General features: G+C 70.9%; 23 protein-coding genes and 1 pseudogene. 18 read left to right on the forward strand and 6 right to left on the reverse strand.

The window, feature by feature from the left end; translation table 11 throughout:
* Position 1 precedes the first annotated feature (1 nt).
* On the reverse strand, positions 2-841 hold the full coding sequence (locus IG02_RS0116010; RefSeq protein ID WP_030747468.1) for a MurR/RpiR family transcriptional regulator: 840 nt from the start codon (positions 839-841) through the stop codon (positions 2-4).
* Positions 838-2499, reverse strand: coding sequence for an aromatic amino acid ammonia-lyase (locus IG02_RS0116015; RefSeq protein ID WP_234314762.1), 1662 nt, complete (start codon positions 2497-2499; stop codon positions 838-840). Before IG02_RS0116015 ends, IG02_RS0116010 begins: the two co-directional genes overlap by 4 nt.
* 137 nt (positions 2500-2636) lie before the next feature.
* On the opposite strand from IG02_RS0116015, the gene IG02_RS0116020 reads away from it, so the two are divergent.
* From IG02_RS0116020 to IG02_RS0116050, 7 genes and pseudogenes are all read left to right on the forward strand, one after another.
* The gene (locus IG02_RS0116020; RefSeq protein WP_078854546.1) at positions 2637-3896 is read left to right on the forward strand and encodes an ABC transporter ATP-binding protein; all 1260 of its coding nucleotides are present in this window, start codon (positions 2637-2639) and stop codon (positions 3894-3896) included.
* Positions 3893-4525: pseudogene (locus IG02_RS0116025) on the forward strand (ABC transporter permease); the annotation flags it as partial. The gene IG02_RS0116020 and the pseudogene IG02_RS0116025, both read left to right, overlap by 4 nt.
* Before the next feature lie 159 nt (positions 4526-4684).
* Positions 4685-5347 (forward strand): ABC transporter permease, encoded by a 663-nt coding sequence (locus IG02_RS0116030; protein WP_030747479.1) that lies wholly within the window; start codon positions 4685-4687, stop codon positions 5345-5347.
* A gap of 168 nt (positions 5348-5515) precedes the next feature.
* On the forward strand, positions 5516-6436 hold the full coding sequence (locus IG02_RS0116035) for an ABC transporter substrate-binding protein (protein ID WP_030747481.1): 921 nt from the start codon (positions 5516-5518) through the stop codon (positions 6434-6436).
* Between the two features lie 109 nt (positions 6437-6545).
* Entirely contained in the window at positions 6546-7277 is a 732-nt protein-coding gene (locus tag IG02_RS41570; RefSeq protein ID WP_158712307.1) for a hypothetical protein, read from the forward strand.
* Between the two features lie 42 nt (positions 7278-7319).
* The gene (locus IG02_RS0116045) at positions 7320-7793 is read left to right on the forward strand and encodes a hypothetical protein (protein WP_030747487.1); all 474 of its coding nucleotides are present in this window, start codon (positions 7320-7322) and stop codon (positions 7791-7793) included.
* A gap of 129 nt (positions 7794-7922) precedes the next feature.
* Positions 7923-8351 carry a hypothetical protein gene (locus IG02_RS0116050; protein ID WP_030747490.1) on the forward strand — a complete coding sequence of 143 codons (429 nt, stop codon included), beginning with the start codon at positions 7923-7925 and terminating at the stop codon, positions 8349-8351.
* A 632-nt stretch (positions 8352-8983) separates the two neighbouring features.
* On the opposite strand, the gene IG02_RS0116055 is transcribed toward IG02_RS0116050, so the two are convergent.
* The gene (locus IG02_RS0116055) at positions 8984-10393 is read right to left on the reverse strand and encodes a cystathionine beta-synthase (protein ID WP_030747493.1); all 1410 of its coding nucleotides are present in this window, start codon (positions 10391-10393) and stop codon (positions 8984-8986) included.
* A 208-nt stretch (positions 10394-10601) separates the two neighbouring features.
* Between IG02_RS0116055 and IG02_RS0116060 the strand changes: the two genes are divergently transcribed.
* From IG02_RS0116060 to IG02_RS0116070, 3 genes are all read left to right on the forward strand, one after another.
* Positions 10602-11648, forward strand: coding sequence for an SGNH/GDSL hydrolase family protein (locus IG02_RS0116060; RefSeq protein WP_051765111.1), 1047 nt, complete (start codon positions 10602-10604; stop codon positions 11646-11648).
* Between the two features lie 227 nt (positions 11649-11875).
* Positions 11876-13096: an acetyl-CoA C-acetyltransferase gene (locus IG02_RS0116065; RefSeq protein WP_030747499.1), complete on the forward strand. Its 1221-nt coding sequence runs from the start codon at positions 11876-11878 to the stop codon at positions 13094-13096.
* Positions 13097-13501: 405 nt separating this feature from the next.
* Positions 13502-14542, forward strand: coding sequence for a hypothetical protein (locus tag IG02_RS0116070; protein ID WP_051765113.1), 1041 nt, complete (start codon positions 13502-13504; stop codon positions 14540-14542).
* Positions 14543-14565: 23 nt separating this feature from the next.
* On the opposite strand, the gene IG02_RS0116075 is transcribed toward IG02_RS0116070, so the two are convergent.
* Positions 14566-14886, reverse strand: coding sequence for a hypothetical protein (locus tag IG02_RS0116075; protein ID WP_030747505.1), 321 nt, complete (start codon positions 14884-14886; stop codon positions 14566-14568).
* A 99-nt stretch (positions 14887-14985) separates the two neighbouring features.
* Here IG02_RS0116075 and IG02_RS0116080 point away from each other — a divergent pair, with 99 nt between their 5' ends.
* A complete protein-coding gene (locus IG02_RS0116080; RefSeq protein WP_030747508.1) occupies positions 14986-15216 on the forward strand; it encodes a DUF4287 domain-containing protein in 231 nt (76 codons plus the stop codon).
* Between the two features lie 160 nt (positions 15217-15376).
* Here IG02_RS0116080 and IG02_RS0116085 read toward each other — a convergent pair whose 3' ends face one another.
* Complete coding sequence (locus tag IG02_RS0116085) at positions 15377-16258, reverse strand: Bax inhibitor-1/YccA family membrane protein (protein ID WP_030747510.1); 882 nt, start codon at positions 16256-16258, stop codon at positions 15377-15379.
* Between the two features lie 494 nt (positions 16259-16752).
* On the reverse strand, positions 16753-17139 hold the full coding sequence (locus IG02_RS37825; RefSeq protein WP_158712308.1) for a hypothetical protein: 387 nt from the start codon (positions 17137-17139) through the stop codon (positions 16753-16755).
* A gap of 165 nt (positions 17140-17304) precedes the next feature.
* Here IG02_RS37825 and IG02_RS0116095 point away from each other — a divergent pair, with 165 nt between their 5' ends.
* The 7 genes from IG02_RS0116095 to IG02_RS36440 all read left to right on the forward strand — a co-directional run bounded on the left by IG02_RS0116095 (position 17305) and on the right by IG02_RS36440 (position 20481).
* Positions 17305-17517, forward strand: coding sequence for a helix-turn-helix domain-containing protein (locus IG02_RS0116095; RefSeq protein WP_030747514.1), 213 nt, complete (start codon positions 17305-17307; stop codon positions 17515-17517).
* Positions 17514-17777 carry a hypothetical protein gene (locus IG02_RS36435; protein WP_037803043.1) on the forward strand — a complete coding sequence of 88 codons (264 nt, stop codon included), beginning with the start codon at positions 17514-17516 and terminating at the stop codon, positions 17775-17777. The genes IG02_RS0116095 and IG02_RS36435 overlap by 4 nt, the downstream gene beginning before the upstream one ends.
* Positions 17778-17865: 88 nt before the next feature.
* Complete coding sequence (locus IG02_RS0116105) at positions 17866-18276, forward strand: hypothetical protein (RefSeq protein WP_158712309.1); 411 nt, start codon at positions 17866-17868, stop codon at positions 18274-18276.
* Complete coding sequence (locus IG02_RS0116110; RefSeq protein WP_030747520.1) at positions 18273-19313, forward strand: hypothetical protein; 1041 nt, start codon at positions 18273-18275, stop codon at positions 19311-19313. Before IG02_RS0116105 ends, IG02_RS0116110 begins: the two co-directional genes overlap by 4 nt.
* 199 nt (positions 19314-19512) lie before the next feature.
* Complete coding sequence (locus IG02_RS0116120) at positions 19513-19797, forward strand: WhiB family transcriptional regulator (RefSeq protein WP_030747526.1); 285 nt, start codon at positions 19513-19515, stop codon at positions 19795-19797.
* Entirely contained in the window at positions 19790-20146 is a 357-nt protein-coding gene (locus IG02_RS0116125; protein ID WP_030747529.1) for a hypothetical protein, read from the forward strand. The genes IG02_RS0116120 and IG02_RS0116125 overlap by 8 nt, the downstream gene beginning before the upstream one ends.
* Entirely contained in the window at positions 20104-20481 is a 378-nt protein-coding gene (locus IG02_RS36440) for a hypothetical protein (protein WP_158712310.1), read from the forward strand. The genes IG02_RS0116125 and IG02_RS36440 overlap by 43 nt, the downstream gene beginning before the upstream one ends.
* The last annotated feature ends 51 nt before the right edge of the window (positions 20482-20532 follow it).

Here is a 20532-nt window from a genome sequence, read left to right on the forward strand (position 1 = left end):
CCTATTCCACGAACAGCCCCCGCTGCCCCGCCCGCGCGTCGAACTCCTCCAGCCGCGCCTGCGCGTCCGGCAGTCCGTCGCACATCGACTCCAGCAGCACCCGCCCCAGCAGCATCGGCGCGCACGCCGTGTCGAACGCGAGCCCCGTGCCGACCGCCGCCGGGATCAGCAGGTCGCTGTGGGCGGCCACCGGCGCGAACGCCGAGTCCGCGACCGTCACCACCGTCAGCCCGGCCGACCGCGCGTACGCCAGCGCCTCCACCACCTCCCTCGGGTGGCGGGGCAGCGCGAAGCACAGCAGCGCGCTCGCGCCCGCGCCCCTGGCCGTGTCGATCCGGTCGCACAGCATCGAGCCGCCCTCGTCCAGCAGCCGTACGTCCGGGTGCACCTTGGCCGCGAAGTAGGCGAAGCCGCGCGCCTGCGAGGAGGCGGCGCGCAGCCCCAGGACGGGCAGCGGGCGCGAGGCGGCGAGCAGCGCGCCCGCGCGTTCGACCGGGGCGGGGTCGGCGAGGAGTTCGGCGAGCCGCCGCAGGTTCTCGATCTCGCCCTGGACGGCCTGCTGGTACTCGTTGTACGTGGGCTCACCACCCGTCGTCGGCTCGGCGGGCGCGACCTCCCGCAGGTGCCGGCGCAGCCCCGGATAGCCGTCGAAGCCGAGCGCGACCGCGAAGCGGGTCACGGACGGCTGGCTCACCCCCGCCAGATCGGCCAGCTCGACGCTCGACAGGAAGGGCGCGTCCCCGGCCGCCCGCACCATGCTGTGCGCGATGCGCCGCTGGGTGGGGGTCAGCCGGTGGCCCTCGAAGAGCTGTTGGAGCCGGGCGGCAGGGCTGTCACTCATACGGTCGGTCCCCCTTGCGGAATCGTCAGGTCGGCGAGGTCGGCCAGATCGGCGAACTGATCGAGCAGAGCCGCCGCAGCCGTCACATCATCGGTCAACGGCCGGTCCGCGACACTCTCTTCGAGTACGGTCTCGGCCAGGTCCAGGGCCCGCGTGACCGGCAGACCGGGTTCCGGACGCAAGCCTCGCTGGCGCAACGCCCGTACGGCGGCGACCAGTTCGCAGCCGACGACCAACCGGTAGGCGCCGGCCACCCGGAGCGTCTGGCGCGCGGCGAGGGAGGCGAAGCTGGCCTGTTCCTCCACTCCCCGGGACAGGACGGCGTGCCCGAGGGAGGCCGGGGCCGCGTACGCGCGCAGGTCGCCGAGCGCCGCGCCGGCCGCGTACTCCAGGATCATCACCCCGGAGCTGGCGGGCTCCGTGTCGGCGAGGAAGGGCCTCAGCCGGGTGAAGGCGGGTTCGTTCAGGGCGGAGAGCCGGGAGGTGGACAGCCGGGCGGTCTGGACGAGCGAGAGCCGGAAGTGGTCCAGCGCCAGCGCGATCTGCGCCAGGTAGAAGCCGCCGTGGTGGTACGCGGCCGGGATCGGGTCCGCCTCCGTGCCCGGCCAGATCAGCGGGTTCTCGGCGGCGGCGTTGATCTCGACGGCGAGCACGTCCTCCAGGGCGTCGGCGGCGTCGCGCGCCGGCCCGTGTATTTGCGGGACGCAGCGGAAACCGTACGGGTCCTGTATCCGGCCGAGCGGCGGTCCTGGCCGTTCCGGCGCGCCGAGGACGGCCCGCATCCGGGCGGCGACGGCGTACGAGCCGGGGTGCCGGCGGGCGGCGTGCACGGGCTCCGCGTACGCCTCGTACGAACCGTCCACGGCGAGCAGCGAGAGCGCGGCGACGAGTTCGGTGGCGGCGACGAGCCGGCGCAGCTCGTGCAGGGCGAGCGCCGCCTGGCCGAGGGTGAGCGCGTTGCTGCTGATCAGGGCGAGGGCGTCGTTGTTGTCGAGGGGCTGGGCGAGTGGCCCGGGCCCGCCCAGCCAGGGGTGCTCGCCGGCCAGGGCGAGGCCCATCTGCGACAGTGCCGCGATGTCCCCCGTGCCGACCGAGCCGAATTCATGGACGAGCGGGTACGCGCCGGACTCCAGCGCCGCGCAGAGGGCGGTGACGACGGTGGGCCGCAGCCCCGCTCCCCCGGCGAGCAGCTGATTGGCCCGTACAGCGAGCATGGCGCGCACCTCGCGGGCCGGCAGCCGCTCGCCGACCGCGCCGGCGTGGCTGCGCAGCAGGCGCAGGCCGTGGTCGGCGGCGGCCTCGGTGGGGACGGCCTCGGAGCGGTTGGCGCCGACGCCGGTCGAGCGCCCGTACACCCGGCCGGAGGCGGCCAGCTCGCGCGCCACGTGCCAGCCGCGCTCGACCCGCTTCATGGCATCGGTGCCGGGGACGGGGCGGGCGGTGCCGTCGGCGAGGCGTACGACATCGGTGACGGGGAGCCCATGGCCGTCGAGGACGACGACGGCGGGGTGCGTACGGTTACGTGCGGGCCGCGTCGGCTTCCCGGGGCCCGTACCAGCGGGAACAACGGGTCCCGTACCGGCCGGAGCGGGATCCGTACCGACCGGAACAGAGTCCGTACCGGCCGGAGCGGGGTCCGCACTGTGGGACGACATCATGCGCGAACGCCTCCTTATCGGACGCTTTGTCTCGTCCTGCGGCCATCCGTAACGAGCGATTAACCCCAGGGCATTGACAATCTATTCAGCTACCAAGAACTCTGCATGACTATATGCAGCCGGGCAAGGGACGACTGATGATCACATTCGACGCGGTGCACAAACGCTTCCCCAACGGCACGACGGCGGTCCACGACCTCACCCTGGAGATGCCGGAGGGCGGCATCACCGTGCTGGTCGGCTCCTCCGGGTGCGGCAAGACCACCACCCTCCGCATGATCAACCGGATGGTCGACCCGACCTCGGGCACCATCCGCCTCGGCGGGAAGGACATCCTGGAGCAGGACGCCGCCGAGCTGCGGCGCGGCATCGGGTACGTCATCCAGCAGGCGGGCCTGTTCCCGCACCGCACGGTCCTCGACAACATCGCGACCGTCCCGCTGCTGCTCGGCTGGGGGCGCGGGAAGGCCCGGGCGCGGGCGGCGGAGCTGCTGGAGACGGTGGGCCTGACGGCGGACGCCGGCAAGCGCTACCCGCACCAGCTCTCGGGCGGCCAGCAGCAGCGCGTCGGTGTGGCGCGGGCGCTGGCGGCCGACCCGCCGGTGCTGCTGATGGACGAGCCCTTCGGCGCGGTGGACCCCGTCGTCAGGACACAGCTCCAGGACGAGCTGCTGCGCCTCCAGAAGGAGCTGAACAAGACCATCGCGTTCGTCACGCACGACATCGACGAGGCGGTACGGCTCGGTGACCGCATCGCGGTCTTCCGTACGGGCGGCCACCTGGTCCAGTACGCCGCCCCGGCGGAACTGCTGGCCCGCCCGGCGGACCCCTTCGTCGCGGACTTCCTGGGCGCGGAGCGCGAGCTGAAGCTGCTGTCGCTGACGACGCTGGCCGAGGTGCCTCAGCAGCGGGCGACGACCGTCCGCGAGGGCGAGCCGGTCCCCGGCGCCGGCCCCGCCTCTAGCACCGGTTCCGCCTCCGGCACCGGTCACCACCTGGTCATATCCGCCCGGGGCGAACCGCTCGGCTGGCCGTCCCCGGACGGGACGCTGCTGCCCGTACGGCCGCTGCGCGACACGGACACCCTGCTCGCCGCCGTCAACGAGTCGATCGCGTCGCCGACGGGACTGGTGGCGCGGGTGGACGCGGAGGGCGTGCTGACGGGGGTCACCCCGCGGGAGACGATCCACGAGTACGCGGGCCGCAGGCACCAGGAGGCGGCCCGCCCGGACCGGGCGCCCGCGAGCAGCCGGACCGGCGCGGACGAAGGCACAGACACAGACACGAACGCGGACACGAACGCGGACACGAACGCGGGCGCGGACGAAGGCACAGCCGCGGGCGCAGACGGAGGCACAGGCGCGGGCACGGTGACGGCCAAGGACGGGTCCGTATGACCATCGAATGGACGTGGATCTCCGACCACGCCGGCGACCTGGCCGCCCTCACCCTCTCCCACCTCCAGGCCGCGTTCACCGCCGTACTGCTCGGCCTGCTGATCTCCCTCCCCCTCGCCGTCGTCGCCCACCGGGTCCGCTCGCTGCGCGGCTTCCTCCTCGGGCTGTCCAACGTCCTGTTCACGATCCCGTCCATCGCGGTCTTCGTCCTGCTGCTGCCCGTGTCGGGGCTGACGAGGACGACGACCGTCATCGGCCTGACGATCTACACGCTCGTCGTCCTGCTGCGGAACACCGTCGAGGGACTCGACTCCGTGCCCGCCAGGACCCGCGAGGCCGCCGTGGCCATGGGCACGCGCCCGCTGCGTACGCTCCTGACGGTCGAGCTGCCGCTCGCGCTGCCCGTGATCATGGCAGGGGTACGGATCGCGACGGTCATGTCGATCTCGCTGGTCAGCGTCGCCACGTACATCGGCGACGGCGGGCTCGGCCAGCTCTTCACGGACGGGTTCCAGCGCAACTTCCCCACCCCGGTGATCGTCGGCGTCGTCCTGACGCTGCTGCTGGCGCTGGTCGCGGACGCGCTGCTGGTGGCGGCGCAGTACGTGCTGACGCCGTGGACGAGACGACCGCGCCGGACCGGGAGCCGGTCCCGCGCCGGGCGGCCGGACGCCACCGACCGGGGGAACCACCCCACCGACCGGCCGAACTCCACCGACCGGCCGGGGAAGGCCGCACAGCCGGGGCACGACGGTCGCCGCCCCGTGACCGAAAGGGCCTGATCCGGGATGTACGAACTCTTCAGGAACCTCGGCGCATGGCTGGTCGCGGGCGAGAACTGGTCCGGCTCGGACGGGATCGGCCACCGTCTCGCCGAACACCTCCAGTACTCGCTGCTGGCCACGCTGATCGCCGCCGCCATCGCGCTGCCGCTCGGACTGCTCATCGGGCACACCGGCCGGGGCGCCTTCGTGGCCATCAACCTGTCCTCGTTCGGCCGGGCGCTGCCCACGGTCGGCCTGGTCGTGCTGGTCTTCCTGGCCAGCGGCCTGTCGATGACGCCGGTGTACGTGGCGCTGGTGGCGCTCGCCGTGCCGTCCATCGTGACCAACACGTACGCGGGGATGACCGCGGTCGACCCGGAGGTGAAGGACGCGGCGCGGGGCCAGGGCATGCGCGGCCACCAGGTCCTGCTCCAGGTCGAGCTGCCGCTGGCGCTCCCGCTGATCATGACCGGGCTGCGGCTCGCGCTGATCCAGGTGGTGGCGACGGCGACGATCGCCGCGTACGTCAGTTTCGGCGGACTCGGCCGGTACGTATTCGACGGCCTGGCCCAGCGCGATCTCGTCCAGGTGATGGGCGGGGCGGTGCTGGTCGCGGTGGTGGCCGTCGCCCTGGACCTCGCCCTGTCGGGACTCCAGCGCTTCCTCTTCCGCCACCGCGCGGCCTGACGCCGCACACGTCCGAACGAACCGCCACCGTCCGGTCCGACAGCCTTAAGGAGCCACGCACACATGGCAGCAGCCGACAACGCCCCCAAGCCCACCCCCGACCCGTCCGGCCCGGCCCCCTCATCGGCCCCGGCCCCCTCATCCGCCCCGTCGCCGAACCGCAGAAAGATGTTGGGCGGCCTGTTCGCGGGGGCGGCCGTCCCGGTCCTGGCCGCGTGCGGCAGCGGCATCACCTCCCTGGAGGGGAACGGCACCGGCGGCGCGGGCGGCGGCTCCAGCGCGGACGGGGTCACGATCGGGACCGCCAACTTCACCGAGAACCAGATCCTCGGCCACCTCTACGCGGCGGTGCTCGAAGCCGCGGGCGTGAGGACGACGGTCCGCCCCAACCTCGGTACGCGGGAGATCCTCATCCCGGCGCTCAAGGGCGGCGACATCGACCTGCTCCCCGAGTACCAGGGCGCCCTGCTGCACTACCTCGACCCGAAGGCGACCGAGACGGAGGAGGGCGACATGCAGAACGCCCTCGCCGCCGTACTCCCCACGGGCCTCCAGATCCTCCCGTACGGCAAGGCGGAGGACTCCGACGCGTTCGCGGTCACCAGGAAGACGGCGGAGAAGTACGGCCTGCGGACGCTGGCCGACCTGAAGAAGCAGAACGGCAAGCTGGTCATCGGCGCCGCGCCCGAGGTGAAGAAGAGGGTGGTGGGGGTCGTGGGGCTCAAGGAGGTGTACGGCGTCGAGTTCAAGGAGTTCAAGTCGCTGGACTCCTCGGGTCCCCTGGTCAAGGGCGCGCTGCGGAAGGGCGACGTGGACGTGGCGAACCTCTTCACGACGGACACGGACATCGCCGCCGAGGGCTGGGTCGTCCTCGGCGACCCGAAGAACCTGATCCCGGGCCAGCACGTGGTCCCCCTGATAGCCGACCGCAAGGCCGACTCACGCGTCCGCAAGGCCCTGGCCCGCCTGGGCAACGCCCTGACGACGGAGGCGCTGACGGAGCTGAACCGTCTGGTCGACAAGGACAAGAAGGACCCGGAGGACGTGGCGACGGACTGGGCGGCGAAGCACGGCCTGGCGAAGAAGTAGTCGGCGTCTATGCGCCAAAGCGTGGCTCAACGAGTGACCAATCCGTCACTCTTGGTAAAGTCGCTCCATCCGGGGGCTACCGCTTCGGCGACCGGGAGAGGCCAACCACTTGAACGCACACCTGGAAAGCGCGCGGGTGGTAGCCGGTGCCATGGCGGTGGCTCTGGCGGCAGCGGTGCCGGGAATCGGAACTGTCGCGCCGGCCGAGGCGACGCAACGTACCGTCGCCGCTCCGGCTGCGGGTACGGCACCGCGAGGAGCCGAGGACAACACGTTCACGTCACGCACCTCCACCGGCGCTTCGACGACCAACCTGCGCATCACGCTGGACCCGAACGCGGACGGTTCACCGGTCGCATTGACACCTGCCGAACGGAAACGCATCGCGGATGCCGTGGGTGCGCCATTACCCGGCACACGAGGGCAGGCGCAGACAGCACCTTTCCCCTCAGGCCGTATGGCAGCCGAGCAGAAAGCACCCGCGACACTCCGCTGCGACAAGAACCCGAGCTGGAGCGACGCGAAAGGCACCTTGAGCGCCCGCTTCAACTGCCGGCACTCCACGATCAACTGGGGCTACAAGATCTCGTCCGGCGTCAAGGCCATCATCATCGGCAAGGTGACAGAACAAGGCGTTTCATGGTGGAACAACGGCAAGAGGAAGCCGAAGAACGCCGGCCATGTGGTGGGGAAGGACTATCACTTCCATGGGACGCTGAAGCCCGTGAAGCACAACGACCACGTCCAGTTCCAGGACCACATGACGTTCAGGGTGAACGTCGGCGGGAGGCCCGGAACGGGATCGCTCGCCTGGGCGTCGGATGTCAGGGCAAAGAAGTGAAGAAGCCGGCACCCAAGAGGGCCGACGCATGAGCGAGCCCGCATGACGGTGACCGTCGCCTCGGCCCGGGCATGGGCCGAGACCATCCTGCGACAGCTCGACGCGCCCGGCGGCCATGCGCTGAGCGTGACGGCGGGGCCGCCGTCCCACTCCCCGGACGTGCCGCCGACCGACTCCGCGTACACCTCCCGCCTCCACCTCGGTCCGAGCCCGGAACAGGTCTTCCCGCCCACGGGGACGCACGGATCCGGCGTCCTGCTCACGCTCACATTCGACGACGCTTCAGAGGTCACGGTTCACCTCGACGGATCCATGGCGCCGGTCGAAGCGATCGTCCTGCTGGCCGACCAGCTCCAGGACGCGGTCATGGAACACACCGGAGGCTTCCCGGCCCCGCCCTGCCCGGCCTCCGGCCACGGACATCCGGCCGTGGCACGCGTCCTGGACGGCACGGCGTGCTGGACGTGCCCGCGGAACGGCGCCTCGCGCCCGATCCTTCCCGGCACGGCCGCGTAGCGACCTGGCCAAGGCCGAGAGGGCTCGGGGGGAGTCTCGGATCGTCCAGGACGAGCGTCCCGTTCACGCGGCCCGAAGACGGGGGCTGACCCCAGTGACCTTCACGCGTGCGCTCCCTACCGTTACCGTATGGACGCCCGCGACCCCGAGCTCACGAAGGAGCTCCACGCCACCCTTCAGGCACGCCAGGAGCTGGGGCCGGACTACGAGCCCGCGCTCATCGCGTCGTTTCTGGAGAAGGTCGAGCAACGCATGGACGGTACGACGGACCGCGAGGTCCGGCGGCAGGCAGCCGAGCGGCGGATGGCCGCCGCCCGGGAGGCGCGGGCGCCGGGCGCCTCGGCGAGGTTCTGGGAGCAGTACGGCTTCGGCGTCGTCTCGCTCGCCCTGGCCATTCCGCTGACCGCCATCGCCGTGACGCAGGCCCAGTTGCCCGGGCTGGTCGTCTGCTGGGCCGGCATCGTCGGGATCAACGCCGTCCACGCCTTCCGGGACCGCTTGCCGCGCCAAGGCCGGCCGCCGCGCGACAGCCGCCGGCCGTCCGACAACGCGGAGTGAGACCCGGCGACCCCGCCAACCCCGGCGACGGAGGGGTCGACGGAATGCCATGTCCGCCCTGCGTGCACCGTGATAGCCCCTGGCATCGCAAGCAATCAGGGTCGGACCTTTTACCGTCGCCGGCATCCCATAGTCACGGAACACTCTCCTTCGGCTGACCGGGGACGCCACAGCGCATTGTGGTGATGAGTCTCATGGCGTATCGGATCGCCGGGCCGGCGTGCGGTGGTCCGACGCTTCGGCAGCATCCCGGGGATGAGGCCAAGGAGACGAAAAGACAGTCGCGGGGACCGCCGCACCCCCGTTGCCGGGGGGCGGGACGACGGCGGTCCCCGCGAGGGACACGGTTCCGGGTCAGGGCCGGTTCGCCGTGTCCGGGCGTCTGTGGAGGTCCGGGAGCCGCTCCGGAGGTCCGTGACGCCGACACCCACCAATGTGCCCGACCCGTGTTAAGCGGGTGCTGCGCGGACGTGTCGCGCTCGTACCACTTTCGCGAACCCGAGCGGATCGGAGGGGGCCGGAGCGGCGCGGACCGGAGGGGGCCGGAGCGGCACCGGCGGTGGCCGGAGCGGAACCGATGCGGGACCCGCGGCGACCGGAAGGGACCGACGCGGGACCGGCCCCCGTCGACGCTACTGCCGCGCGCCCCCGGACAGGTCCTTCGAGAGGAACGCCAGCAGATCCTGCCTGCTCACGACGCCCGTCGGCTTCCCCTCCACCAGCACGATCGCCGCGTCCGCCCCGCTCGATCCGCTCAGCGCCGCCATCAGGTCCGCCACCGGCTCGCCCGAGCCGACCTGGGGCAGCGGCGAGGACATGTGCTTCTCCAGCGAATCGCCGAGCGAGGCCCGCTGGGTGAACAGGGCGTCCAGCAGTTCCCGCTCCACGACCGAGCCGATGACCTCCGCCGCCATCACGTCCGGGTGCCCCGCGCCGGGCTTGACGATCGGCATCTGGGAGACGCCGTACTCCCGCAGCACCTCGATCGCCTCACCGACCGTCTCCTCGGGATGCATGTGCACGAGCCCGGGGATGCCGCCCTCCTTGTGGCGGAGCACATCGCCCACGCGCGGCGCGTCGCCCCCCTGCTCCAGGAAGCCGTAGTCGTTCATCCACTCGTCGTTGAAGATCTTGCTCAGGTAGCCGCGGCCGCTGTCCGGCAGCAGGACGACCACCACGTCCTCCGGCCCCAGCCCCCGCGCGACCTCCAGCGCCGCCACGACCGCCATCCCGCACGAGCCGCCGACCAGCAGGCCCTCCTCCTTGGCCAGGCGGCGCGTCATCCGGAAGGAGTCCTTGTCGGACACGGCGACGATCTCGTCCGTCACCGTACGGTCATAGGCCGTCGGCCAGAAGTCCTCGCCGACGCCCTCCACGAGGTACGGACGTCCCGAACCGCCCGAGTACACCGAGCCCTCGGGGTCCGCGCCGACGATCCGCACCCGCCCGTCGCTGACCTCCTTCAGGTACCGGCCGGTGCCCGAGATCGTGCCGCCCGTGCCGATGCCCGCGACGAAATGGGTGATCTTCCCGGCCGTCTGCTCCCACAGTTCGGGGCCGGTCGTCTCGTAGTGCGAGCGCGGGTTGTTCGGGTTGCTGTACTGGTCGGGCTTCCAGGCGCCGGGGGTCTCCCGCACCAGCCGGTCAGAGACGTTGTAGTACGAGTCCGGGTGCTCCGGATCGACCGCCGTGGGGCAGACGACGACCTCGGCGCCGTACGCCCGCAGCACATTGATCTTGTCCGTGGAGACCTTGTCCGGGCAGACGAAGACGCACTTGTAGCCCTTCTGCTGGGCCACGATCGCCAGGCCGACGCCCGTGTTGCCGCTCGTCGGCTCCACGATCGTGCCGCCCGGCTCGAGCTCCCCGCTCTGCTCGGCCGCCTCGATCATGCGCAGCGCGATCCGGTCCTTGACCGAACCGCCGGGGTTGAAGTATTCGACCTTCGCCAGGACTGTCGCCTGAATGCCCGCTGTCACGCTGTTCAGCTTCAGCAGCGGGGTATTGCCAACCAGACTGATCATCGAGTCGTGGAATTGCACCGTTGTCTCCGGGGTCTCCGTGATGGTCCGGCCAGCGTATGCGCCCGGGGGCGAGATTGGGCGATGCCGGGTTCGGGGCACTTAGCTGGTGTACGCGCTCGGTGGCGGTGCGTGCGTACGGCTCGGCCGTCGGCCGGGGCCGTGGCACGGACGGGACAGACAGGGCAGATGAGGCGGAGGAGGTGCTCGGACTGTGTCAAGGGCGAGGGTGGCACGGCGGATCGCCGCAGGCGCGGCCTACGGCGGCGGGAGCATCGGCCTGCTGGGAGCGGCGGGCGTCGGGCTCCTGCTGGCGGAGGTCCAGCTGGCGAAGCGGTCGGTGGGCAACGGGGTCGCCCCCCTGCCGCCGAGCGGTGACGGCTGGTACGGACTGGCCTACGGGCACTCCGAGCCGATCCGGCTGGGCATGCTCGGCGATTCGACGGCGGCGGGGCAGGGCGTGCGGCGGGTGGGACAGACGCCCGGCGCGCTGCTCGCCTCCGGGCTCGCGGCGGTCGCGGAGCGCCCGGTGGAACTGCGGAACGTGGCACTGCCCGGCGCCAAGTCCGACGACCTGGACCGCCAGGTGACGCTGGTGCTGACCGACCCCGCCCGGCCGCCGGACGTCTGCGTGATCATGATCGGCGCGAACGACGTCACGCACCGGATGACCGCCACCCGGTCCGTGCGCTGTCTCGCGGCGGCGGTGCGGCGGCTGCGTACGGCGGGGGCGGAGGTGGTGGTCGGCACCTGCCCGGATCTCGGCACGATCGAGCCGGTCTACCAGCCCTTGCGCTGGCTGGCCCGCCGGGTGAGCCGGCAGCTGGCGGCGGCCCAGACGATCGTCGCGGTCGAGCAGGGCGCCCGTACGGTCTCGCTGGGCGACCTGCTGGGACCGGAGTTCGCCGCGAACCCGCGGGAGCTGTTCGGCCCGGACAACTACCACCCGTCGGCCGAGGGGTACGCGACGGCCGCGATGGCGGTCCTGCCGACGCTGTGCGCGGTGCTCAACCTGTGGCCCGAGACGGACCGGCTGGACGTCTCCCGCGACGAGGACGTGCTGCCGGTGGCACAGGCGGCCTCGGCCGCGGCGTCCGAGGCGGGCACGGAGGTCACGGGCGTCCGCGCCCCCTGGGCCCTGCTCAAGCACCGGCGCCGGCGCCATCTGCCGACGGCCGCGGAGGAAGCGACGCCGGAGGAGATCCACCCGGACGAGGTACGCGCGGGAGGCACCGGCACCGACGACCTCTCCCGCCCGGCCCCGGCCGGCGAATGAGCCGAAGGCCGGGGCGCCCGATACGTCCCGGCCAGGCACGTCCCCCGGCGAGTGAGCCGAAGGAACGCGCCGCTGTCGAAAGGGAGGCTGTGCTCGATATGCGGCTCCGCCGCGTGGGCGGAGGCTCCGAGGAACGAGGAGCCGGGCACGGTCGACCGTCGACAGTGCCCGCGGCCGGAGGCCGTCAGTACTGCCCGCACCGTCTGTCCCGCCCCTTTGGAGCCGTAATGCCCGAAGCCGTGATCGTCTCTGCCGCCCGTTCGCCCATCGGGCGGGCCTTCAAGGGCTCGCTCAAGGAGCTGCGGCCCGACGACCTGACCGCCACGGTCGTCCAGGCCGCGCTGGCGAAGATCCCCGAACTCGACCCGCGCGACATCGACGACCTGATGCTCGGCTGCGGCCTGCCCGGCGGGGAGCAGGGGCACAACCTGGGCCGGATCGTCGCCGTACAGCTGGGGATGGACCACCTCCCCGGATGCACCATCACCCGGTACTGTTCCTCGTCGCTCCAGACCTCCCGGATGGCACTGCACGCCATCAAGGCCGGCGAGGGTGACGTGTTCATCTCCGCGGGCGTGGAGACGGTCTCCCGGTCCGTGAACGGAAGCTCGGACGGTATGCCCGGCACCCACAACCCGCTCTTCGCGGACGCCGAGGCCCGTACGGCCGCCGTCGCGGCGAGCGAGGGCGGCGGCTGGCACGACCCCCGCGAAGACGGCCTCGTGCCCGACGCCTACATCGCGATGGGCCAGACCGCCGAGAACCTGGCCCGCTTCAAGGGCGTCACACGCCAGGAGATGGACGAGTTCGGCGTACGGTCGCAGAACCTCGCCGAGGAAGCCCTCAAGAACGGTTTCTGGCAGCGCGAGATCACGCCCGTCACCTTGCCGGACGGCACGGTCGTCACGAAGGACGACGGCCCGCGCCCGGGCGTCACGATGGAAGGCGTCCAGGGCCTGAAGCCCGTCTTCCGTCCCGACGGCCTGGTCACTGCGGGCAACTGCTGCCCGCTCAACGACGGTGCGGCCGCGTTGGTGATCATGTCCGACGTCAAGGCGCGCGAATTGGGCCTGACCCCGCTGGCCCGGATCGTCTCCACGGGGGTGACCGCGCTGTCCCCGGAGATCATGGGGTACGGCCCGGTCGAGGCCAGCAAGCAGGCGCTCGCGCGGGCCGGGCTGACGATCGACGACATCGACCTGGTCGAGATCAACGAGGCGTTCGCCGCCCAGGTCATCCCCTCCTACCGGGATCTCGGCGTCCCGCTGGAGAAGCTGAACGTCAACGGCGGCGCGATCGCCGTCGGCCACCCCTTCGGCATGACGGGCGCCCGGATCACGGGAACACTGATCAACAGCCTTCAGTTCCACGACAAGCAGTTCGGTCTGGAGACGATGTGCGTGGGCGGCGGCCAGGGCATGGCAATGGTGATCGAGCGACTGAGCTGATCCGATGCGACCGGGTCGAGCCCCGGCCACGCGACCGAGTCGAACCCACCCGGCCGAGCCGCCCCCCGCCGAGTTGGCCCGGCCGAGCCGACCCCACCGAGTCGACCACGACCGAGTTGGGACCGAGGGAAATACGCCCGTCCATGACGGAGCGTGTTTCACACGACACGGAAAAGCGACAGCGCGCTCTCTCGATCCCCAGTTGTGACTGAATCTCCCCCAGGATGTGACCTATCTCCGGGGGAGATTTGTTTATCGAGGTCAGAGCTTTGTGAGCGGTTTTCCCCGGGCCTAAAGACCTACCCATTTCATGACGTAACGCACTGCCGACCGGACCGAGCCCGCGACAAGCTGAGGTAGGAAGTCGGGGGTATCGATTGGAATCAGGAGTAGTCAGTGAGCGCCATGCCTCTTGCCCTGCTGCTGACCACGGTCACCGCCACGGCCGTGGGTGTCGCCGCCCTGCACGCCGCCCACGCGCTCCGCAAGCAGGTAAGCGCACTGCGTGACGAACTGGCCGTGGCCTACCCCGCCGGCGCCACCGCTTCCGTGCCGCACGCCAGAAGCGGCACCGCCGCCACCCACACCGACGACATACGCACCGCCGTGGCCGAGGCCCTCGCCGAGGAGCGCGAGCGGGAGCTGGCCGAGGCGCGCGCCTTCTGGGCCGCGCAGGAGGCCCGGGACGCGGCCGACGCCCCGTCGGCGCTGGGCGGGCCGGCCGGTTTCGACACCGAGGACGGGGCGTTCTACGTACCGCGCCAGTCCGACTTCGTCGGACTGGAGCCGCTGGAGCCACTGGATTCGCTCGATTCTCCGGACTCCTTCCATTCCCTCGATTCCCGCGACTCCCTGGAGTCTCTGGAATCCGTGGAGTCTCTGGAAGCCCTCGAGTCTCTTGATTCCCTCGACTCCCTGGGCTCAAAGGAATCCCTGCGGTATCTGGACTCTCTCGATTCCCCGGAACCGCTGGATCACGACGGCCTCACGAACCACCCGGACGCCGAGGACTCGCCCGAACTGGCCGCCGCCCGCCGTCGGCATCCGTCACACCCGGACTTCGTACCGGTACGGACGCCGGTCGTCACCGACCACGAGCGGACCGTGGCCCGGCTGGAGGAGCTCGCCGGGACCCGCACGGAGCTCTCCGACGTCCGCCCGGGGCCGCTGGGCACGCTCGACGTCTACGTCTTCGCCGACGGCACGACGCTGTGCATGACGCCCGGCCACCGGGAGACCGCCGAGCGGCTCGCCGGGGCGCTGCGCGCGGGGGAGGCGCCGTTCCTGCTGGGCGGGTCGGGCGTCTCGGGCGCGTACACCCTGACGTTCTCGTACGGCGGCGACGACCACGGCGACGACCGCGGTGGCGCCCGCGGCGGTGACAACAAGGCGGGGGCCGCCGAGCACGTCTACATCCTCGCGGACCGCGTCATCGCCTCGCTCTGAGCCCGGAAGCCTGACGCGCCCCGTCAGAGATCCGCCGTCGCCGTGGCTCGCTCCACCAGCGCCACGGCCTCGTCCAGTTCCTCCGCGGACGGAGCCGTCCGCAGCGCCTCCGCCAGGTCCGCCGCCGCGACCGTCAACTGGTCCGCGATCGCGAACACTCCCGCGTCCGGCATGAGGCGCGGTTCCTCGTCCGGGGCGTCCAGGCGCTGGGCCCGTACGGACAGCTCACGCGCCAGCTCCAGCGCCTCGGCGGCCGCACCTCGCTGGAGGCGGCTCTGCGGGGCGGCCCGCAGGCGGTCGGCGAATCGGTCCACTGCGGCCGTCAGAGGCGTCGTATCGAGCACCGCCCGACCCTATCCGCCCGCCCCCGACTGTTGCCAACGGCTCCGCACTGCGGCACGGTGGCTTGAAGGATTAGCACGCGCAAGCGTCCGGAGGCGCCGATGTCCCTTGTCTTCTCCGAAGAGACCCATCGCAACCTGCTCTCCCGCATCCCGCAGTGCACCGGTCGTGAAGTTTCCGACTGGCTTCGCACCGTCGAAGAAGGCCCGTCCCTCTTCCGCTTCGAGGAGAAGGTCAGCTGGCTCAGGAGCGAGTACGACCTCGCGTACGGACACGCCAAGGCGATCGTCCACGAGTACGACCTGCGCCGGGCGGCCCGGCGCCTGCACTGAGCCCCAAAAATCCAACCCATGGCACAACGGATCCGACAACCCGACAATGCGGAAGGGGTCCGCGGGCTCACTGCCCGCGGACCCCTTCCGCGTTTACCGCTTACGGCTCACCGCTCACCGCGTCATATCACTACGCGCGTGCGGTGGCGCGTCTGTCGCGTCAGTCGTTGCCTTGCAGGATCGACAGCACCCGCAGCATCTCCAGGTAGATCCACACCAGCGTCAGCGTGAGCCCGAAGGCCGCCAGCCAGGACTCCTCGCGCGGCGCGCCGAACGCGATGCCGTCCTCGACCTGCTTGAAGTCCAGCGCCAGGAAGCACGCGCCGAGGATGATGCCGATGACACCGAAGAGGATGCCGAGGCCACCGCTGCGGAAGCCGAGGCCGTCGCCGCCGCCGAAGACACTGAAGAGCAGGTTGACGACCATCAGGAGCACGAAGCCCATGGCCGCGGCCATCACGAAGCCGTAGAAGCGCCGCGTGACGCGGATCCACCGCATCTTGTACGCGATGAGCACACCGGCGAACACCGCCATCGTGCCCAGCACCGCCTGGATGACCACACCCGGGGCGATGTACGTGCTGACAGCGCTGCTGATCACACCGAGGAAGACACCCTCGAAGCCGGCGTACGCCAGGATCAGCGCCGGGGACGGCTTGCGCTTGAAGGACTGGACCAGCGAGAGAACCAGCGCGACCAGCGCGGCACCGATGGCGATGCCGTACGACTTGCCGACGTTGGCCGGGTCGACCGGCAGCAGCACCCAGGAGAGGACTGCCGTCAGCACGACCGTGCCGAGCGTCATGCCCGTACGGGTCACGACGTCGTCGATCGTCATGGCCCCCGACCGGGCGGGCGCCTGCGGGCCGGCACCGAACTGCGTACCCTGCTGCTGGGCGTACGGGTCGGTGGCGTAGGGGTTGGTCGCGTACGGATTCGTCGCTACAGCGGGGCCCCCGGCCTGCGGCGCCGCGTTGAAGCCCGCGTGGCCGTTGTCGCGGCTGAAGCCCCGTCGCGAGAAGACCGGGTTACTGCTCCTCATCTCACTCCTCCATGGCCGCCCTGCGCGGCCTTGCGTCAAGAGTAATAGGCAAGCAAAGACTACGCTCTAGTGCTGAGGGAGGATCTTTCCGGGACCGTGACGTTTCACGGCGTGGCATATGTCACATTCCCGTGCCACATGCGCCCCCGCTCTCGTCGGCCACAACGCCTCCGGCTCACCTCTCTTGTGTCCGGCGTTGCGCAGAGAGCACCTGTCCACACTGGACGTGGGAGCGCGAGGCACGTGCGGTCAGGAGAGGGGTACGACGTCCGTCTGTTGGCCCGTCAGCCACGCGTCGAGAGTGGTGCCCGGAACCGGACTTGAACCCGAGAGCCGCAATCCGCTGACCTGCTAAAACGCTGTCACCTGCGGTTCAGGAATCCGTTCCAGCCCGCCTCGGCCCGTCTCGGCCCGTTTCGGCACGCCCGAGTGTTCCCACGGGAACACTGCTGGTCCGAGGCGCATTCGGACCGTGCGGCACTTCTGGCTGAATGTCACAGCCCATCAGTCAACTGATCACGCAAGCGGCGTAGGACCTCGGCGCGGACGCGCCTCGGCAGGGCATCCAGGATGGTCATCACCGCGACCGTTTGAGGGTCGGTTTCGACTTCCACTTCCGCAGACAGGTCAGCATCGTCCGGGGTTTTCCGTGGAACTCCACCCTTAAGGATGGCGTCGACACTGCCGGACTCCCACCGGAGAGCGCGCTCCAAGCGCCGGTAGGTGACGGCGCGAGCTCGCGCCCCTCGGCGGATCTTGCTCAGAGTCTCCACGGAGATCTCGGCAGCACGCGCCACCTCCGCATACTCGAGCCCGAGCTCAGTGATGCGAAGGTCCACCTCTCGGCCGAGCTTCTCCAGCGGCACCACGTGAGCCGTCATGAGCTGAGCGTACCCCGCCACTCCAATTCCCTCCAAGGTTAGGCGTGCCTCATTCGGCCTCCCCCCAGGTATAGATACCGCTCATCGATCCAAGATCCTCCAACATTGGTGAAATTACCGCCGAGTATGTCTTGATAGACACCAACCTTGGATTACATTGGATCCATGTTGAGTCGACAGATCAACGGGGACGCCGTGCGGAGCCTGCGGGAGAGCCGCGGACTGTCTGTGGCGGATCTTGCGGCCGCCGCTGGTTGCTCGAAGTGGCAGATCTACAAGATCGAGAAGGGGCGGAGTCAGCCGTCGCCGCAGGTCTACGCAGGAATGAAGGACGCGCTTGCCGCCGGTGACGAGGACCTGTCCGAGGTAGCGGCATGAGTCTCCAGAACTACTCGCTGGAGGAAGCGGCAGGGCTACTCAAGTGCCGCGTGCGGTATCTCAAGGACAACTTGGACCGCCTTCCGCACCAGAAGATCGGGGTAGAGCCCGTCTTCGACGATGGCGAGATCTTGGCCATCAAGGACATGCATCGGGTGCGCCCGGCCAACGCGTGGCAGGACTCGGAGCCCAGTAGCGGGCCACTCCTCGCGCTCGCGAGCATCCAGCCTGCTCAGAACCGCCGCCGCAAGAGCGGCTGATCCCCAATGCCGTAGGGGCTGCTCCTGCTTGCCCGGCCGAGCAGCCCCTACCGGACCCACCTCATTCAGCAGAGAAACGAGGAGATCCGTGATTCCCAAGAGTATCCAGCCTGTAGGAGGGCCCGGCCGTCGGCCGTGGCCGACGCCGATCCGTATCCCGGAGCAGTTGCCCGTCCAGCGCCCTGCCGATCCGCACGAGCTCGCGCTGGCGGCGACCCGTAAGGCCGTGGCCGCTGTGACCGCCGACCCGCACACCACGAGTCAGGTCCAGGGCGCTGGCGACGAGTACACAGTCGACATCCACTACAGCCTCGACGTCGACGCCGTGAGGGCGTTCGCCAAGGAGTTCCACGGCGACGTGTCGGTCTGCCGGGTCGAGTACCAGGACGACGCGGTGGACGTGAACGCGAAGGCGTTGGTGGACGGGGTCCAGGTCACGGCCTGGACCCGTGTGCCGGTCGCCGAGGCCACCGCCAAGGGTCTGGCGGTGCCGGCATGACGCAGACCCGCCACCAGTGGGCAATCCAGACCGTCGCCCGGGCGGTCCTCGGCACCGTGCCCGGCGCGTCTGCCGCCACGACACAGGTCACGGTGACGCACCGACGCGACTGGCTCACCCTTCCCGCGCACGACACGTGGTCGGGGTCTGCCGAGGGCCTCGGCGAGCGCATCGTCACCACCCTGTTCGGGCCCGACGGGCACGTCCCGGCGGGCGCCGGCGAGCTGGCCCGGGCCGGGGACGTGCTGGCCGCCGCGCATCTAGGGTGGCCGGACAGCGGTGCCGAGGACTTGTACATACACCTCGCGACCGCGCTCGACTCCGCCCAGCTCCTCCAGAGCCCGGAGTCCGCCGCGCGGACCCGGCGTGACACGCGGGTCGAGCTGCTGCACGAGCTCGCCGGCGTTTTCGGCCGCCAGGGCATGCATGTGGCGGCGGACCTCCTGTACCGGAAGGCATCGGCCGAGGCCGGCACCGGCACCGGCACCGGGGAGAAGGACACCCCTGCGCAGCCCGCCGGGGCGGCGTTCACTCCCTCCACCGACGCGGCACCGGAACAGCAGACCGAACTGGTTCGCCTGCGGGCGCGGTTGGCCGAGCTCGAGGAACAGGGCCCGCTGGGCGACCTTCGCGAGGAACTGGGGTTCGCCCTGGTGGACGCGGGCCGTGTGCCGGGCACGATGCCGGTCGTCGTGCACGGGCAGGTCGGAGTCCTGGCGGATGCGGTCCTGCCGGTGGTGCGCCGCGCGCTCGCCGCCGCCCGCACCGAATACCTGGCGTCTCACGAGTTCTTCCCTGTCGGCCGGTACACCAACGCCGAGGCCGCGCGGGAGCACATCGAGTACCTGCTGGTCCAGGAGGAAGGGCCGGAGGCGCGGGAGCGGATCGTGTGGTCCGAGGCCGAGACTCCGGACGATGGCGTCGCGGTGTGGGATGTCGCGCTGCGCGACGTCGTCAGCGGGGACCTGGTTCCCACGATGTACATGGTCACCGCGCTGCCGCTGGCCTCCGCTCACAACCCGGAGGCGGACTCGTGATCGTGGAGATGCTGGTGATCGGCGGCACCGCCGCCGTGTTCATGCTGGTCTTGGCCGTGGCGGTGGTGAGAGATCGGACCGTCACGCGGGCTGAGCGGGCCCGGGGCCCGGAGATCATCGGCCGGTTCACGTACGGCCCGGCCGACGGTCGGTCCAGCAGCCGGCCGACCGCGCCCAGACGCCCGGGCGGAGGGTCGTGATGGCCGCCGTCGACTACTCCGGCGCGCCCTGTATCCCGAAGGCCGCTCTCTTCGCGCGCGATGACAAGGCTGGCATGAGCCAGGCCCAGCGGGTCTGCTGGGGGTGGTGCCCGGTCCGCGTCGCGTGCCTTGAGGAAGCCCTGGATCAGGAAGCGGGACTTGAGGCATCGAGCCGAGGCGGTATCCGTGGCGGTGTCGGGCCTGCCGAGCGGGCCCGGCTGGACAGGGCGACCGCGCGCATGGCCGAGCTCCGCGCCGGTGCCGGGGAGGCGGTCCATGCCTGACCTCTCCGCGCTCGACTGGGTCCTGCTGGTCCTGATCACGGCGTTCGTGGCGCTGTTCCTGGTGGCGCTCCTGGTTGTCGTTGTGCTTCTGGTCGTGGGCGCCGCGTTCGCCGTGGCCCTGGCGTTCCAGGGCCTGTGGTGGCTGGGCACGTGGTCGGTGACGTGGGTCCGGCGGGCTGTCCGCCGGACCCCGGCCCCGGCCGCAGTGACCGAGTCGGATGGCGGGCGGGTGTGGGTGGCGTGCCACAGCACGCTGTGCGGGCACATGTCCGTCCCCCACACCCGGACCGGCGCCGGTGACCTCGTGTGCCAGCAGTGCTCGCGTACGACGCCGGCGGTGCCCAGATGATCGCCGCGCCGGATCGGGGCAGTGACCTGCCCCTGTGCACGGACGTGGTCCCCAACCCGGCCGATGCCGGGCCGGGGCTGCTGTCGTGCTTGTTCTACGCGCGGCCTTATCCGTGCGGGTGGCGGTGCTACCGGCACAGCCCGGCCGCGCGGGCCGGGCGGCCTGAGCCGCCGCCGGGCCCGGGATGGCCGGCGGACGCGTGGACCACGCCGCTCCCGGCCGGAGCGAGCGCGCTCATCGATGACCGCGCGGTCGCCTCCGGGAAACGACGGTCGACGGAGCACATCTACCGGGCCGCGCAGGCCGCCGAGCAGCAGCGGCGGGACCGCCAGTGACGGGCCCGGACGAACCCCGAACCCCGGCCGAAAGCGGGCGTGGGGAGCGGA

Origin of the sequence: Streptomyces sp. NRRL F-5135, from assembly GCF_000719775.1 — a bacterium.
GTDB lineage: Bacteria > Actinomycetota > Actinomycetes > Streptomycetales > Streptomycetaceae > Streptomyces > Streptomyces hebeiensis.

Coding starts and splice junctions, on each gene's coding strand:
- IG02_RS0116010 (WP_030747468.1), bottom strand. CDS start 841: ATGAGTGACAGCCCTGCCGCCCGGCTCCAACAGCTCTTCGAGGGCCAC.
- IG02_RS0116015 (WP_234314762.1), bottom strand. CDS start 2,499: ATGATGTCGTCCCACAGTGCGGACCCCGCTCCGGCCGGTACGGACTCT.
- IG02_RS0116020 (WP_078854546.1), top strand. CDS start 2,637: ATGATCACATTCGACGCGGTGCACAAACGCTTCCCCAACGGCACGACG.
- IG02_RS0116030 (WP_030747479.1), top strand. CDS start 4,685: ATGTACGAACTCTTCAGGAACCTCGGCGCATGGCTGGTCGCGGGCGAG.
- IG02_RS0116035 (WP_030747481.1), top strand. CDS start 5,516: ATGTTGGGCGGCCTGTTCGCGGGGGCGGCCGTCCCGGTCCTGGCCGCG.
- IG02_RS0116045 (WP_030747487.1), top strand. CDS start 7,320: ATGACGGTGACCGTCGCCTCGGCCCGGGCATGGGCCGAGACCATCCTG.
- IG02_RS0116050 (WP_030747490.1), top strand. CDS start 7,923: ATGGACGCCCGCGACCCCGAGCTCACGAAGGAGCTCCACGCCACCCTT.
- IG02_RS0116065 (WP_030747499.1), top strand. CDS start 11,876: ATGCCCGAAGCCGTGATCGTCTCTGCCGCCCGTTCGCCCATCGGGCGG.
- IG02_RS0116070 (WP_051765113.1), top strand. CDS start 13,502: ATGCCTCTTGCCCTGCTGCTGACCACGGTCACCGCCACGGCCGTGGGT.
- IG02_RS0116080 (WP_030747508.1), top strand. CDS start 14,986: ATGTCCCTTGTCTTCTCCGAAGAGACCCATCGCAACCTGCTCTCCCGC.
- IG02_RS0116085 (WP_030747510.1), bottom strand. CDS start 16,258: ATGAGGAGCAGTAACCCGGTCTTCTCGCGACGGGGCTTCAGCCGCGAC.
- IG02_RS37825 (WP_158712308.1), bottom strand. CDS start 17,139: ATGACGGCTCACGTGGTGCCGCTGGAGAAGCTCGGCCGAGAGGTGGAC.
- IG02_RS0116095 (WP_030747514.1), top strand. CDS start 17,305: ATGTTGAGTCGACAGATCAACGGGGACGCCGTGCGGAGCCTGCGGGAG.
- IG02_RS36435 (WP_037803043.1), top strand. CDS start 17,514: ATGAGTCTCCAGAACTACTCGCTGGAGGAAGCGGCAGGGCTACTCAAG.
- IG02_RS0116110 (WP_030747520.1), top strand. CDS start 18,273: ATGACGCAGACCCGCCACCAGTGGGCAATCCAGACCGTCGCCCGGGCG.
- IG02_RS0116120 (WP_030747526.1), top strand. CDS start 19,513: ATGGCCGCCGTCGACTACTCCGGCGCGCCCTGTATCCCGAAGGCCGCT.
- IG02_RS0116125 (WP_030747529.1), top strand. CDS start 19,790: ATGCCTGACCTCTCCGCGCTCGACTGGGTCCTGCTGGTCCTGATCACG.